Genomic DNA, 14,353 nt, shown 5'->3' with positions numbered 1-14,353 from the left:
TGCGCACGAAACGACCGAAGGAACGTTTCTCCGCTGCTCGGGAGCACGCACAGCACCGGCACGCACGGGCGTGTCCCGTACCGGACCGGGCTGCCACCCGACCGGCCGTACCGCCGTACGGCCCTTCGCGTGGCGGCCCCGTCCGGCCGCGGGTCCGTCCGACCGCGGCCCCGTCCGGCCGCGGGTCCGTCCGACCGCGGCCCCGTCCGGCCGCGGGTCCGCCCGACCGCGGCCCCGTCCGGCCGCGGGGCGGCTCAGCGCCGGGCGGCCCGCTCCAGCTGGGCCAGGGTCGCGGCCACCGCCGGGACCCGGGCCAGGTCGGGCAGGGTCAGCGCGACGACCTCCCGCTCGACAGCCGGTTCCACGACGAGGGTGCTCACACCCTTGGCCCGTACGGACTCCACCGCGAGCTCCGGCAGCACCGCGACCCCGAGCCCGGCCCCGACCAGGCCGACCACGGCCGGGTAGTCGTCGGTGGCGAAGTCGATGCGCGGGGTGAAGCCGACGCCCTCGCACACCTCCACCAGATGGCGGCGGCAGCGCGGACAACCCGCGATCCAGGGCTCGTCGGCCAGCTCCGCCATGCCCACCCGCTCCGCGCCCGCCAGCCGGTGCCCCTCGGGAACCAGTCCGACGAGCCGGTCGGTGAGCAGCGGCCGGACCACGAGGTCCTCCCACTCGGCCACCGAATCGGCCGCCGATCCGGACGCGCCTCCGTAGCGGAAGGCCAGCGCGAGATCGCAGTCCCCCTCGCGCAGCATCTCCACCGAACGCGGCGGCTCCGCCTCGACCAGCGAGATCCGGGTCCCCGGATGCTCGGCGCGCATCGCCGCGAGCGCGGTCGGCACCAGCGTGGAACTGCCGCTGGGGAAGGAGACCAGCCGGACCCGGCCGGCCCGCAGCCCGGCGATCGCCGCGACCTCCTCCTCCGCGGCCGTCAGCCCGGCGAGGATCCCGGCGGCATGCCGGACCAGCGCCTCACCGGCCTGGGTGAGGCGCATCTCGCGCCCGGTGCGGATCAGCAGCGGGGTGCCGGCGGACTGTTCCAGCGCCTTCATCTGCTGGGAGACGGCCGGCTGCGTACAGCCGAGCTCGCGGGCGGCGGCGGAGAAGGACCCGGTTCCGGCGACAGCGCGCAGAACTCGGAGGTGGCGTGCCTCGATCACCCTTCGAGCATAAGGGACGCTTTGATGTCGGTGCCAATAATCCCCGACTCCTTTGAGGTGATTCCGCTAGCGTGATGCCATGCACCTGATCTCCGTGAACCTCGGCCGCGCGACGGCCGTCGACTACACCGACTCCCCGGACGGGCTGACCGGTCACGGCAAGATTCCGGCGCCGGGCCCCGTACGGGTCTTCGCGCCGGGCCCCAAGGGCGTCGGCGCGAGCGGCGTCGAAGGCGACGACGTCTGCCACCTGCGCCATCACGGCGGCGACCACCAGGCCGTGTACGCGTACGCCCGCGAGGACCTGGAGTGGTGGGAGCGCGAGCTCGGCCGCGAACTGCCCGGCGGGACCTTCGGCGAGAACTTCACCACCTCCGGCATCGACGTGAACGGCGCCCTGCTCGGCGAGCGCTGGCGGGTGGGCCCCGATCTGCTCCTGGAGGTGGCCTCGGCCCGCATCCCGTGCCGGACCTTCCAGGGGATCCTCGGCGAGAAGGCCTGGGTCAGGCGGTTCACCCAGGAGGCCCGCCCGGGCGCCTACCTGCGGGTCCTCCAGGAGGGTTCGGTCTCCCCCGGCGACACCATCGAGGTCGTGCACCGTCCGGACCACGAGGTGACGGTGGCGTTCTGGTTCCGCGCCTTCACCACCGAGCGCGGGCTGCTGCCGCGCACGCTGGCGGCGGGTGACGCACTGGAACCGGAGGCTCGGGACAAGGCGTTGGCCCATGTGGAGAAGTACGGGAACCAGGACGGCTAGGTTGCGCCTATGACGACTGCGTTGATTACGGGATCCACGGCGGGCATCGGCGCCGCCTTCGCCCGGCGGCTCGCCGCCGAGGGACACAACCTCGTCCTGGTGGCCCGGGACACGAAGCGGCTCGGGGAGCAGGCCACCGAACTGCACGACCGGCACGGCATCGAGGCCGAGGTGCTGACCGCGGACCTCTCCACCGAGGAGGGCATCTCGGCGGTCGAGGAACGGCTCGGCGACCGCAAGCACCCGGTGGACCTGCTGGTGAACAACGCGGGCTTCGGCAACAAGGGCCGCTACCTCGAAGTCTCCATGGCCGACGAGCTCACCATGCTGAAGGTCCACATCGAGGCCGTGCTGCGGCTGACCTCGGCGGCCGTGGAGCCGATGCGCTCGCGCGGGCGCGGCGGCGTGATCAACGTGGCCTCGGTGGCCGCCTTCCTGCCGCGCGGCACCTACGGGGCGAGCAAGGCCTGGGTCGTGCAGTTCACCCAGGGCGCGGCCAAGGACCTGGCCGGCTCGGGCGTACGGCTGATGGCGCTGTGCCCGGGCTTCGTGCGCACCGAGTTCCACCAGCGGGCGGGCATGGGCACGGACAACATCCCCGGCTGGATGTGGCTCGATGCCGACAAGCTGGTGGCGGCGGCCCTGGCCGATCTGGCGCGGGGCAGGACGGTGTCGATCCCGGACCCGCGGTACAAGGCGCTGATGGGCCTGGTGAAGGTGGCCCCGCGCGGGCTGCTGGGCGGGGTGTCCTCGCGGACGGGGCGCAAGTACGGGCCCCAGTGACCAACCACCGCCACCGACCGCAGTGACCAGCGGGTAAACGAGGCATATGGGTGAAATCTCCCTAGACTGAATGTGTCCCATCCAGCGCGGGAGACGCCATGACATTCGTACAGATAGTCGATTACGAAACCACCCAGCCCGAGGCGGTCAACGACCTCCTCGACCGCTACGTGGAGCAGACGCAGGGCAGGCGCACGGTGCTCGCCAGCCGCCTCGCACAGGACCGCGAATCCAAGACCCACTTCGTGGACGTCGTCGAGTTCGAGTCGTACGAAGCCGCCATGAAGAACTCTCAACTCCCGGAGACGGACCGGATGTTCCAGGAGATGGTGGCGCTCTGCGAAGGCATGCCCAAGTTCACCAACCTGGACGTCGTACGGGACGAGCACCTCAACACCCTGCTCGTGAACCGCATGTTCGACGACATCGCGATGAAGGGCGACATGTCCGTCGTCGACGAGATCTTCGCGGCCGACTACCACGACCACGACATCAGCAACCCCGTGGACAAGATCGGACGCGGAGCCATCCACGAGGACACCACGATGTGGCGCGCGGCCTTCGACTTCACCTTCACCCGCGACGCCCAGATGGCGCAGGACGACTACGTCACCACCCTGTGGACGATGACCGGCACGCACAAGGGCGAGTTCATGGGGATCGCCCCGACCGGGAAGACCTGCACGATGACCGGCACGACGGTCTTCCGGTGCGAGGACGGCATGATCAAGGAAGGCTGGTGGCACTACGACGCCATGCGCCTGATGAAGGAAATCGGCGCGATGCAGCCGTAGCCCTGCGGCGGGCAGCACAGGGCAAAGCCCCGGTCACCACCGCTTGGCAGCGGTGACCGGGGCTTTGCCGTGCTTCGTACCGACTGACGAGGTCAGTGGCTGTGGCCGTGACCGTGGCCGTGACCGGCGTCGGCCTCTTCGTCGGCCGGCTTCTCGACGACCAGGGTCTCGGTCGTGAGCAGCAGGGAGGCGATGGAAGCGGCGTTCTCCAGCGCGGAGCGGGTGACCTTGACCGGGTCGATGACGCCGGCCTTGACCAGGTCGCCGTACTCGCCGGTGGCGGCGTTGAAGCCCTGGCCCTTCTCGAGCTCGGCGACCTTCGAGGTGATGACGTAGCCCTCGAGGCCGGCGTTCTCGGCGATCCAGCGCAGCGGCTCGACGGCGGCGCGGCGCACGACCGCGACACCGGTGGCCTCGTCGCCCGACAGGCCGAGGTTGCCCTCGAGCACCTTCACGGCGTGGACGAGAGCGGAGCCACCGCCGGAGACGATGCCCTCCTCGACCGCGGCGCGGGTCGCCGAGATGGCGTCCTCGAGACGGTGCTTCTTCTCCTTGAGCTCCACCTCGGTGGCGGCGCCGACCTTGATGACGCAGACGCCGCCGGCGAGCTTCGCCAGGCGCTCCTGCAGCTTCTCGCGGTCCCAGTCCGAGTCGGTGGACTCGATCTCGGCCTTGATCTGGTTGACGCGGCCGAGGACCTCGTCGGAGGAGCCGCCACCGTCGACGATGGTGGTGCCGTCCTTGGAGATCGTGACGCGGCGGGCGGAGCCCAGGACGTCCAGACCGGCCTGGTCGAGCTTGAGGCCGACCTCCTCGGCGATGACGGTGGCACCGGTGAGGGTGGCCATGTCCTGCAGCATCGCCTTGCGGCGGTCACCGAAGCCGGGCGCCTTGACGGCGACGGCGTTGAAGGTGCCACGGATCTTGTTGACGACGAGGGTGGAGAGCGCCTCGCCCTCGACGTCCTCGGCGATGATCAGGAGCGGCTTGGAGGCGCCGGCCTGGATGACCTTCTCCAGCAGCGGCAGCAGGTCCTGGATGGAGGAGATCTTGCCCTGGTTGATCAGGATGTACGGGTCATCGAGGATGGCCTCCATACGCTCCTGGTCGGAGACCATGTACGGGGACAGGTAGCCCTTGTCGAAGGCCATGCCCTCGGTGAACTCGAGCTCCAGGCCGAAGGCGTTGGACTCCTCGACGGTGATGACACCGTCCTTGCCGACCTTGTCCATCGCCTCGGCGATGAGGTCACCGACCTGCTGGTCCTGCGCGGAGAGCGCGGCCACGGCGGCGATGTCGGACTTGTCCTCGATCGGACGGGCGGTCGCCAGGAGCTCGTCGGAGACGGCCTTGACGGCGGCGTCGATGCCCTTCTTCAGGGCGGCCGGGGAAGCACCCGCGGCGACGTTGCGCAGACCCTCGCGGACCAGCGCCTGCGCCAGGACGGTGGCGGTGGTGGTGCCGTCACCCGCGACGTCGTTGGTCTTGGTCGCGACCTCCTTGACGAGCTGCGCGCCAAGGTTCTCGTACGGGTCGTCGAGCTCGACCTCACGCGCGATGGTGACACCGTCGTTCGTGATGGTGGGAGCGCCGAACTTCTTGTCGATGACGACGTTGCGGCCCTTGGGACCGATCGTCACCTTGACGGTGTCGGCAAGCTTGTTGACGCCACGCTCAAGGGCGCGACGGGCGTCCTCGTCAAACTTGAGAATCTTCGGCATGGGAGCGGTTCAGCCCTCTCGTTGCTATCCCCGGCCGCTCACCGCGACCGCCTGTCAGATACGAACTACGCCCCTCGCCGCCCGGCATCAGCAGGGGTGACCAGGGGCGTAGCTCACAGCAAAACTGGAGAAGTGATTACTTCTCGACGATCGCGAGCACGTCGCGGGCCGAGAGGACGAGGTACTCCTCGCCGTTGTACTTCACTTCGGTGCCGCCGTACTTGGAGTACAGGACGACGTCGCCGACGGTGACGTCCAGCGGGAGACGCTGGCCGTCCTCGAAGCGACCCGGGCCCACCGCGAGGACGACGCCCTCCTGGGGCTTCTCCTTCGCGGTGTCCGGGATGACCAGGCCAGAGGCCGTGGTCTGCTCGGCGTCGAGCGGCTGGACCACAATGCGGTCCTCGAGCGGCTTGATGGCAACCTTGGAGCTGGTGGTCGTCACGATCTGACCTTCCGCTTCGGAGATCCGGAGTTAATTGTCTGGGTGGCGACTGTGTCGATCCGTCGTCGCGGGTGCCGGATCAACCTGTCGCAGGGTTGGCACTCACCAGGGGCGAGTGCCAGACGCGAGACTATTCCGGGGATTAGCACTCGGTCAAGCGGAGTGCCAATACGCGCCGCTGGTTTCGCAGCCGGGGCCGCCTCGGGGCGCCCCCGAAACCCCCGCGAACGCGCGGCACCACTGCCGGGGACCAGTCCCCGGACCCCTGCGCCTCAAACGCCGGCGAGGCTGGATTTGGCCGACCTCGGCCTGCCCGTGAACGCCGGCCGTCTGGACAATCCAGCCGTCCGGCGCTTGAGGACCGGGGTCCGGGCTGCGCCCGGGGACACACCCAGCCCCGCCGGCGTTTGAGGCGCGGGTCCGGGCAGCGCCCGGGGAACGGTGGAAGGGCGGGTAGGGGACCCAGCCCCGCAGGGCAGCCCACCCGCACCCGCCCACCGGGCCCGTGCCGGGACGGCGATGGCGGCAGCGCCGACCGGCCACCGCCGGACGGAGTCCGGCGCAGCGGTGCGAGCTCCGCGTCAAGAAGGCATGCCCGGTATGTGAGGCTTGGTGCATGCGGATCCTGGTCGTCGAAGACGAAGTCAGCCTCGCCGATTCACTGCGGCGCGGCCTCTCCGCCGACGGCCACTGGGTCGACCTCGCCCACGACGGCCACCGCGGACTGGACCTGGCCCTCACCGGAGGCCCGTACGACGTGGTCCTCCTGGACCTGATGCTCCCCGGCCTCTCGGGCTACGAGATCTGCACCCGGATGCGGTCCCACGGCTTCACCACCCCCGTCCTGATGCTGACCGCCAAGGACGGCGAGTACGACGAGGCCGAGGGGCTGGACTCGGGGGCGGACGACTACCTGACGAAGCCGTTCTCCTTCGTCGTCCTCGCCGCCCGCCTCCGCGCGCTCACCCGCCGCGCCGGCCCCGGCCAGAGCAGCGCCCGGCCGGGCGTCCTGCAGGCCGGTGACCTCGTGCTCGACGCCCAGGGCCGCCGCTGCCGCCGCGGCACGCACGAGATCGAGCTGACCGCCCGTGAGCTCGGCGTGCTGGGGTGCCTGATGGAGCAGCCCGGCCGGGCCGTCGCCAAGCAGGACATCCTCGACGAGGTCTGGGACACCCCGCACGGCATCGACCCGAACATCGTCGAGGTCTACGTCTCCTCGCTCCGCCGGAAGATCGACGCCCCCTTCGGCCGCCGCTCGATCCTCACCGTGCACGGCACCGGCTACCGGATGGCCCCGGACGGTGGCTGAGCCACCGACGGCGCGCGCCCCCCGGCCCCGCCGCCTGGGCAGCCTCCGCGCCCGCGCCGCCGCTGCCGCCGCCCTCGCGATGGCCGCCGTCCTCGCCGCCGGCGGGCTGTGGCTCTACGCCCTGCTGCGCACCAACCTCATCGAGAACACCACCGGCCGCACCGAGCTCGCCGCCCGCAAGGTGGCCGCCCAGTTCGACACCGGGAACCTCCCGGCCGGCGGCCGGCTACCCGCGCCCGAGGACGGCGTCGACCTGGTCCTCGTACGGGACGCGGCCGGTGCGGTCGTGGCCACCAGCGGGGACCTGAAGGACACTCCGGAGCTCGCGGAGCTGCGCCTCTCGCCCGGCGAGGACATGCGGTCGGCCGTCCTGCCGCCCGCGCGCCCCGGCGCGCAGCGGCGCGTGGCGGTCGCCGTGGGCGCGCCGGGCCCGCCGGGGGCGCACGACCCGCACACCGTCTACGCCGCGACCGTGCTCGGCGACGTGGACGACGCCAACCGGGCGGTCGCGCTCGGCCTGCTGGCCGGCGCTCCCCCGCTGGTCGCCTTCGCGGCGGCCCTGGCCTGGTGGGTGACGGGCCACGCGCTGCGCCCGGTCACCGCGATCCGCACCGGGCTCGCGGCGGTCACCGCGAGCGAGCTGGACCGGCGGGTCCCGGACCCGGGCGGCGCCGACGAGATCGCGGAGCTGGCCCGGACCGTCAACGCGACCCTCGACCGGCTGGAGCGCAGCGACGCCCTGCAGCGGCAGTTCACCGCCGACGCCTCGCACGAACTGCGCAACCCCCTCGCGGCCGTCCGGTCCCGGCTGGAGGTGGCGCTGCGGGAGCCCGACCGGGAGTCGGTGGCGGCCGCGCTGGCCGATACCGAGCGGCTCCAGCGGATCGCCGCCGATCTGCTCCTGCTGGCCCGCCTCGACGGCGGGCCCGCGCCGCGCAGCGAGCCGGTGGACCTCGCGCTGCTGGCCGCCGAGGACGCGGCCCGCCGCCCGGATCCCCGGGTTCCGCTACGGCTGGACGCGCGGGCTCCCGTACCGGCCGCCGGGGATCCGGCGCGGCTGGAGCGGGCGCTGGCCAACCTGGTGGACAACGCCCTGCGGTACGCCCGTACGGGGGTCGTGGTCCGGGCCTCGGCCGAGGACGGCTGGGCGCTGCTGGAGGTCACGGACGACGGGCCGGGCATTCCGGAGGCCGACCGGGACCGGGTCTTCGAGCGGTTCGTACGGCTGGACGCGGACCGCGGCCGGGCCGGCGGCGGCACCGGTCTGGGGCTGGCCATCGCCCGGGAGATCGCCCGGGCGCACGGCGGTGAGGTCCGCGCGCTCCCGGCGCCCGCCGGGGGCGCCCGGCTGGTGCTGCGCGTGCCGGGGCGCCCGGGCTCCTGAAGGTGCCTTCAGGACCCTCAGGTCTTCTTCAGCACCGCTCCCGCAGCATCGACAGGCATGAGCGCCCACCGCAGGAAGCCCAGTGAACCGAAGCCCCCGGTGTCCGCGTCCCACTGCAGACGGCGCTCCCGCCGGGCCCGGCTCACCCGGACCCTGCTGGCGTCCGGCTGCGCCCTGCTGGTGCTCGCGGGGGCGGCCGCCTGGTACCTGTACGACGACCTCGCCTCCAGCATCGGCAGCTCCAAGGCCCTGAAGGGTGCCGAGAAGTCGCAGCACGGCGATGTGAACATCCTGCTGATGGGCCTGGACAGCCGCCGGGACCAGAACGGCGAGGACCTCCCCCCGGCGGTCCTCGACAAGCTGCACGCGGGCGCGAGCTCCGACGTCGGCGGCTACAACACCAACACGCTGATCCTGCTGCACGTCCCGGGCGACGGGGGCAGGGCGCAGGCCTTCTCGGTGCCGCGCGACGACTTCGTGGAGCTGCGCGGGGTGCCCGGTTTCACCGGCAAGGCCAAGATCAAGGAGGCGTACGGGCGGGCCAAGGCCAAGACCGAGGAGCAGCTCTCGGCCCAGGGGGTCAAGGACCGGCGGCAGCTGGAGCGCGAGGGGCGCGAGGCGGGCCGCAGGGCGGAGCTCGATACGGTGCGCACCTTCCTGGGCGTCCCGATCGACCACTTCGCCGAGCTGAACCTGGCCGGTTTCTACCACCTCGCCGACGCGCTGGGCGGCGTACCGGTGTGCCTGAAGAAGCCGGCGAAGGACAGTTACTCGGGGGCCGACTTCCCGGCGGGGCGGCAGACCCTCGACGGGCAGCAGTCGCTGGCCTTCGTACGGCAGCGGCACGGCCTGACCATGGGCGACCTGGACCGGACGAAGCGGCAGCAAGCGTTCCTGGCGGGGGCCACGTACAAGCTGAACCAGGCGGGGACCTTCACCGATCCGGTGAAGCTGATGAAGCTGCTGGACACGGCGAAGCAGGACGTCGTCACCGACGAGGGATGGGACCTGCTGTCGTTCGTGAAGCAGGCGAAGAACCTGTCCGGGGGCAACGTGGAGTTTGTGACCCTTCCCATCGAGGGCTTCGACCGGAACCACGGCGCCGAGATAAACGTCGTAGACGATATGAAGATAAAGCGGTTCATAGGCGAGCGGATCGGGCCCGGGGCCTCTGCGAGCCCGAGCGCGCCTGGCGCCGCTCCCTCCTCACCGGGCGCGTCCGCACCGGCCGCGTCCGCACCGGCCGCGTCCACCCCCGGGTCGGCGCCCTCCCCCGCGCCCTCCCCCTCGGCAAGCAACGGCAGCGGAACCCCCGCCATCGACGGCGGCGGCGTCCCGTGCGTGGACTGAGACCCCTGACTTCGGCGGGCGCGCGCCGCCGCACGGAAGCACTGCTCCTCGTCCTCGTCCTCGCGGTGACCGTTTCCGGCCACATCTGCGCGGGCCTGGCGATGAACGACGCACTGCCGTCCGGCCTCACCGGCTTCGTGGTCAGCATGACCCTGCTCGCCCTGGTGGGGCACCTGGCCATCCGCCGGTTCGCGGCGTACGCGGATCCGCTGGTCTTCCCGCTGGCCCTGCTGCTGACCGGGCTGGGGCTGGTGCTGCTGCACCGCCTCGACCAGGGGTACCTGGAGCGGTACAACTCCCCGCCGACGGCTCCCGGCCAGCTGATGTGGTCGGTGATCGGCGTCGCGGCCTGCATCGCGGTGCTCGCGGTGCTGCGCGACCACCGGCTGCTGCAGCGGTTCATCTACATCACGATGGTCGTGGCGCTGGTGGCGCTGATCGCGCCCGCCTTCTTCGGCGCGGACACCTACGGGGCGAAGCGCTGGATCAAGTTCGGCGGGCTCTCGGTCCAGCCCGGCGAGTTCGTGAAGATCATGATCGCGGTCTTCTTCGCGGGCTACCTGGTGATCCACCGCGATGCGCTGGCCCTGTCGGGCCGCAAGTTCCTGGGCATGCGGCTGCCGCCGATGCGCCAGCTCGGCCCCCTCATCACGGTGTGGATCATCTCGCTGCTGGTGCTGGTCTTCGAGCGCGACCTCGGCACCTCGCTGCTCTTCTTCGGCGTCTTCGTGGTCATGCTCTACGTGGCCACGGAGCGCACGAGCTGGATCGTCTGCGGCCTGGTGCTCGCCTCGGCGGGCGCCTTCGTCGTGGGCACGACGGAACCGCACGTCAAGGCACGTGTGGCTGCCTGGCTGAATCCGCTGTCCTACTACTGGAAGGACCGGCCGCCGGGCATCGTCTCGGACCAGTCGGCGCAGGCGCTGTTCAGCTTCGGCACCGGCGGCATCTCCGGGACGGGCCTCGGCATGGGCCATCCCGAGCTGATCAAGTTCGCCGGCCGCAGCGACTTCATCCTGACGACGGTGGGCGAGGAGCTCGGCCTGGCCGGGGTCATGGCCGTCCTGATCCTCTACGCGCTCCTCGTGCAGCGCGGGCTGCGGATGGCCCTGGGCGCCCGCGACCCGTTCGGCAAACTGCTGGCGGTGGGCCTGTCGGCCGCCCTGGCCATCCAGGTCTTCATCGTGGCGGGCGGCGTGACGGGGCTGATCCCGCTGACCGGCAAGGCCCTGCCCTTCCTCGCGGCGGGCGGATCGTCCCTGCTGGCCAACTGGATCATGATCGCCCTGCTGCTGCGCATCTCCGACAGCACCGAACGACAACGCGAGGCGGACGCCCGGGGCCCGGCGGAGACGACGATCACCCCGGTGATGGCGGCGGCGGGCCCACAGGCTCTCTAGAGGTAGTCCTCCAGCCGCCCTATCCGGTACCCCTGCTCCTGTATCCGCTGGAGCATCCGGGTCGTCATCTGGATCTCCGACGCGCCCTTCAGCTCCGAGGGGCCGCGGAAGTGCGCCAGGATGATGTCACCCGGTTTGAGGGCCGAGCCCTCGGCGTACTGGAAGTTGTTGATCTGCATCGACACGCGCCACAGGAGGAGCTGGGACACCCCGCACTCGTGCGCGGCCCTGAGCGTGTCGTCGTTGTGGTTGCCGTACGGCGGGCGGAAGAACGGCGGCCGCTTGCCGAAGCGCTTCTCCAGGCGTTCCTGCTGCCCGCATATCTCCTTCTTCTGCGCCTCGAATGAGAGCGTCCGGAGGTTCGGGTGCGTCAGGGTGTGGTTGTTGATCGTGCTGCCGGAGCCGTTGTCGCGGAGCTTCTCGAAGTGGCCGTAGTCCGAGGAGGCGATGCTGTCCGTCAGGAACATGCTGATCGGCAGCTTCAGATCGGCGGCCATCTTCAGGAACTCGGGATCCTTCTCGGCACCGTCGTCGAAGGTCAGGAAGACGACCTTGTCGTCCGCCGGGACGGGTATTCGGTCGACGACCTGGACCCGCCCCTCCTTGGCCGGCGGGATCTGCGGTTTGACGGCCGGCTTGGGCGCGTACTGGAGGGGGCCGCTGAGGCCCCACTTCTTGTACGCCTCGTCCGCCGCCGCCACCGACCCCTCGCTGCCCCCGGCGGAGGGGGTGGCCGCCCCCGAGGGCGACGGGGTCGCCCTGGCCTCCGTGGTCTTGCGCCCCAGCCGCTCGATGGGGTCCACGCTGTCCCCGCACCCCGTCAGGGACAGCGCGAGCGCGCCGGCCGTCAGCGTTCCGGCTACCAACCGGCGCGCGTGCTTCATCTGATCTGGCCTGCTCTTTCGGTTGTTGTCAGTGGGTGGGACTAGCTTGCAGGGACGACGACAACGCCAATCGTGGCGACTGCCGGGCATGCCCGGTGGACTTTCCGCGTCCGCGTGTCGTCCACCGCACGCGCCGCCTTGGCGGGCGAGTGGGACCGGTGCCGGTGGATCTGGAACGAGTGCTGTGCGAAGTCGAAGCAGACGCGCCTGTGGAACAGGGACCGGCCCGAAGGTACGGACAAGCGGACCTGCGGCCCCGCGCAGCTCGACAAGATGCTGACCGAAGCCCGGACCGGCAACACCTGGCTGCGGGACGGGTCCTCGGTCGCGCAGCAGCAGGTGATCCGGGATTTCGGGAAGTCCCGCGCCAAGGCGCAGCAGGACATCAAGGACCGGCTGCCGGTGCGGCAGCGGGCCGGGATGCCGAAGTGGAAGAAGAAGCGCGAAGCCCTGCCCTCCCTCAATTACACCCAGCGCGGTTTCAGCTTGAAGGACGGCCGCCTGCACCTGGCGGGCGGCATCGTGCTGACGGTGGTGTGGTCGCGGAACCTTCCTGCCGACCCGTCCAGCGTGCGCGTGCATCAGGACAGCCTCGGGCACTGGTACTGCTCGTTCGTCGTCCCCGCCGAGGTCGAGCCACTGCCTGAGACGGGCGCGGTGATCGGGGTCGACTGGGGCGTGAGGGAAACCGCGACCACCACCAGCGACGACCACGACCTTCCTCACGCCGAGCACGGCAAGAAGGCCGCTGCTGGGCTTGCCCGCTATCAGCGGATGATGGCCCGCCGTCAACCGGCGAAGGGCAAGCCCGGGTCGAAGGGGTACCAGGCGGCGCGAAGGCACGTCGCGAAGCTGCACAGGAAAGTGGCCCGGCAACGCCAGGACACCGGCCGCAAATGGGCCAAGTCCGTCGTCCGCGACCACGACGCTCTCGCAGTGGAGGACTTCCGCCCGAAGTTCCTCGCCAAGTCCACCATGGCCCGCAAGGCCGCCGACGCGGCGATCGGCGCCGCCAAGACAGCCCTGATCGAGATGGCTCGCAAGCACGGCCGTGCCGTGCACCTTGTCCACCCCGCGCACACCACCATGGACTGCGCGCAGTGCGGAGCGAGAACCAAGCACGCACTACCCCTCTCCGAACGAACCTACGCCTGCACCGCGTGCGGAGCCGTGTCCCCCAGGGACAAGAACTCCGCACACGTGATGCTGGCCCGGGCTGGTCTCAACCCGGCCGGTGCCGATCGCGGAAGACCGGGCCAGGCGCCGCCTGGCCCGGCAGCGTGAGCCAGAAATCCCCGATCAACCCTGGAGAGTGAGGAACTCCTTCCTCTCCAAGGAGGGGAGGAATCAAAAGTAATCCTCCAAGCGAGCCACGGCGTACCCCTTGTCCGTGACGGTCTTCATGACGTGACGGATCATGTCAGTCATGCTGCCCTTCCAGTCATCCTTGCCCCGGAAGTGGGTGAGGATGATGTCACCGGGGTGCAGGTCCTTGTCCCACTCCCGCCAGTCCATCCGGTTCGGGAAGGCCTCCTCGTTCCACAGCGGAACGGCCTTGATCCCGCAGGACTTGGCCGCGCGCAGGGTGTCCTCGTTGTAGTTCCCGTACGGCGGCCTGAAGAGCGTCGGCCGCTTGCCGAACGTCTTCTCGATGGTGTCCTGCTGCCCGCAGATCTCCTGGCGCTGCTTCTCGTAGGAGAGCGCCGGCATGTAGCGGTGGTTGAGCGTGTGGTTGTTCAGCGTGACGCCCGCCGCCTGCATCTCCTTGAAGTACGGGTAGTTGTCCCGGACCAGGTAGTCGCTGAGGAAGGCGGTGTACGGGAGCTTCAGCTCCTGCATCATCTTCAGGAACTCGGGGTCCTTCTCGGCCCCGTCGTCGATCGTCAGGAAGACGACCTTCTCCTCCGTGGGGACGGTGGTGAAGACCGGGGGCAGCTCGTCCTGGCCCTCGACCTCGAAGCCGTCGCGGGTGGTGATCTCCGGCTTCTCCTTGGGCGCCTCGGGAGCGACGAGCGGCGGCTTGGCCAGCCCCCACTTCTTCGCGGCGACGATCCGCGCCTGCTGGAGTGCCTTCAGCCGCTCGGCGTAGGTGCCGAGCGCGCCGGCCGCTCCGGCCTTCTCGGCGGCGGCGCCGGCCGCGGCCTTCGCCTTCGCGGCCTTGTCCGGAGCCTCGGACCCGCCGGCGCCGCAGCCCGTACCCAGGGCGGCGACGAGCAGTGCGGCCATGGCGGCCGTACCCAACCGGCCGCGCGCGACTGCCGCGATCCGGTGACCGTGTTGCGTCTTATGTTCCTTTTGTCGTACGAGCTGCATAGTTGGGGATCTTTACACCAGTCAGGCGCGCGTCCCCGCCGACACCG

13 protein-coding genes are annotated in these 14,353 nt (G+C 70.7%); 8 read left to right on the top strand and 5 right to left on the bottom strand.

Translation table 11 applies throughout. The features are described 5' to 3' along the window. Positions 1-254 precede the first annotated feature (254 nt). A complete protein-coding gene (locus tag NLX94_RS10870) occupies positions 255-1,166 on the bottom strand; it encodes a LysR family transcriptional regulator (RefSeq protein ID WP_254382455.1) in 912 nt (303 codons plus the stop codon). Between the two features lie 79 nt (positions 1,167-1,245). Here NLX94_RS10870 and NLX94_RS10865 point away from each other — a divergent pair, with 79 nt between their 5' ends. From NLX94_RS10865 to NLX94_RS10855, 3 genes are all read left to right on the top strand, one after another. After that, positions 1,246-1,923, top strand: a complete 678-nt coding sequence (locus NLX94_RS10865; protein WP_254382454.1) for an MOSC domain-containing protein — start codon at positions 1,246-1,248, stop codon at positions 1,921-1,923. 9 nt (positions 1,924-1,932) lie between these two features. Beyond that, a complete protein-coding gene (locus tag NLX94_RS10860) occupies positions 1,933-2,706 on the top strand; it encodes an SDR family oxidoreductase (protein ID WP_254382453.1) in 774 nt (257 codons plus the stop codon). A 98-nt stretch (positions 2,707-2,804) separates the two neighbouring features. Next, a complete protein-coding gene (locus tag NLX94_RS10855) occupies positions 2,805-3,500 on the top strand; it encodes an ester cyclase (protein ID WP_254382452.1) in 696 nt (231 codons plus the stop codon). Positions 3,501-3,592: 92 nt separating this feature from the next. Here NLX94_RS10855 and groL read toward each other — a convergent pair whose 3' ends face one another. Beyond that, the gene (gene groL, locus NLX94_RS10850) at positions 3,593-5,221 is read right to left on the bottom strand and encodes a chaperonin GroEL (protein WP_254382451.1); all 1,629 of its coding nucleotides are present in this window, start codon (positions 5,219-5,221) and stop codon (positions 3,593-3,595) included. Positions 5,222-5,357: 136 nt separating this feature from the next. After that, positions 5,358-5,666: a co-chaperone GroES gene (groES, locus tag NLX94_RS10845; protein WP_008739621.1), complete on the bottom strand. Its 309-nt coding sequence runs from the start codon at positions 5,664-5,666 to the stop codon at positions 5,358-5,360. A 616-nt stretch (positions 5,667-6,282) separates the two neighbouring features. Here groES and NLX94_RS10840 point away from each other — a divergent pair. The 4 genes from NLX94_RS10840 to NLX94_RS10825 are packed head-to-tail and all read left to right on the top strand — an operon-like array spanning position 6,283 to position 11,109. Next, on the top strand, positions 6,283-6,975 hold the full coding sequence (locus NLX94_RS10840) for a response regulator transcription factor (protein ID WP_254382450.1): 693 nt from the start codon (positions 6,283-6,285) through the stop codon (positions 6,973-6,975). Beyond that, on the top strand, positions 6,968-8,359 hold the full coding sequence (locus NLX94_RS10835) for a HAMP domain-containing sensor histidine kinase (RefSeq protein ID WP_254382449.1): 1,392 nt from the start codon (positions 6,968-6,970) through the stop codon (positions 8,357-8,359). The genes NLX94_RS10840 and NLX94_RS10835 overlap by 8 nt, the downstream gene beginning before the upstream one ends. Positions 8,360-8,416: 57 nt before the next feature. After that, positions 8,417-9,709 (top strand): LCP family protein, encoded by a 1,293-nt coding sequence (locus tag NLX94_RS10830; protein WP_254382448.1) that lies wholly within the window; start codon positions 8,417-8,419, stop codon positions 9,707-9,709. Next, complete coding sequence (locus NLX94_RS10825) at positions 9,697-11,109, top strand: FtsW/RodA/SpoVE family cell cycle protein (RefSeq protein WP_254382447.1); 1,413 nt, start codon at positions 9,697-9,699, stop codon at positions 11,107-11,109. The genes NLX94_RS10830 and NLX94_RS10825 overlap by 13 nt, the downstream gene beginning before the upstream one ends. Here NLX94_RS10825 and NLX94_RS10820 read toward each other — a convergent pair. After that, positions 11,106-11,993, bottom strand: a complete 888-nt coding sequence (locus tag NLX94_RS10820; protein ID WP_254382446.1) for a polysaccharide deacetylase family protein — start codon at positions 11,991-11,993, stop codon at positions 11,106-11,108. The two genes, NLX94_RS10825 and NLX94_RS10820, sit on opposite strands and share 4 nt — an antisense overlap. Positions 11,994-12,107: 114 nt before the next feature. Between NLX94_RS10820 and NLX94_RS10815 the strand changes: the two genes are divergently transcribed. Next, positions 12,108-13,277 (top strand): transposase, encoded by a 1,170-nt coding sequence (locus NLX94_RS10815; RefSeq protein WP_254382445.1) that lies wholly within the window; start codon positions 12,108-12,110, stop codon positions 13,275-13,277. A gap of 63 nt (positions 13,278-13,340) precedes the next feature. Here NLX94_RS10815 and NLX94_RS10810 read toward each other — a convergent pair whose 3' ends face one another. Then, entirely contained in the window at positions 13,341-14,306 is a 966-nt protein-coding gene (locus NLX94_RS10810; protein ID WP_374683932.1) for a polysaccharide deacetylase family protein, read from the bottom strand. Between the last annotated feature and the right edge of the window lie 47 nt (positions 14,307-14,353).

The sequence above is a fragment of the Streptomyces sp. TBY4 genome (assembly GCF_024213195.1).
Classification (GTDB): domain Bacteria; phylum Actinomycetota; class Actinomycetes; order Streptomycetales; family Streptomycetaceae; genus Streptomyces.
The sequence above is the reverse complement of the archived record's forward strand: the minus strand, read 5'-3'. Positions and strand labels throughout refer to the sequence as shown.

What these genes read in the sequence shown, in the direction of transcription:
- NLX94_RS10830 (WP_254382448.1), top strand. Translation starts at nt 8,417, where the DNA reads ATGAGCGCCCACCGCAGGAAGCCCAGTGAACCGAAGCCCCCGGTGTCC.
- NLX94_RS10810 (WP_374683932.1), bottom strand. Translation starts at nt 14,306, where the DNA reads ATGCAGCTCGTACGACAAAAGGAACATAAGACGCAACACGGTCACCGG.
- NLX94_RS10865 (WP_254382454.1), top strand. Translation starts at nt 1,246, where the DNA reads ATGCACCTGATCTCCGTGAACCTCGGCCGCGCGACGGCCGTCGACTAC.
- NLX94_RS10855 (WP_254382452.1), top strand. Translation starts at nt 2,805, where the DNA reads ATGACATTCGTACAGATAGTCGATTACGAAACCACCCAGCCCGAGGCG.
- NLX94_RS10860 (WP_254382453.1), top strand. Translation starts at nt 1,933, where the DNA reads ATGACGACTGCGTTGATTACGGGATCCACGGCGGGCATCGGCGCCGCC.
- NLX94_RS10840 (WP_254382450.1), top strand. Translation starts at nt 6,283, where the DNA reads ATGCGGATCCTGGTCGTCGAAGACGAAGTCAGCCTCGCCGATTCACTG.
- NLX94_RS10820 (WP_254382446.1), bottom strand. Translation starts at nt 11,993, where the DNA reads ATGAAGCACGCGCGCCGGTTGGTAGCCGGAACGCTGACGGCCGGCGCG.
- groL (WP_254382451.1), bottom strand. Translation starts at nt 5,221, where the DNA reads ATGCCGAAGATTCTCAAGTTTGACGAGGACGCCCGTCGCGCCCTTGAG.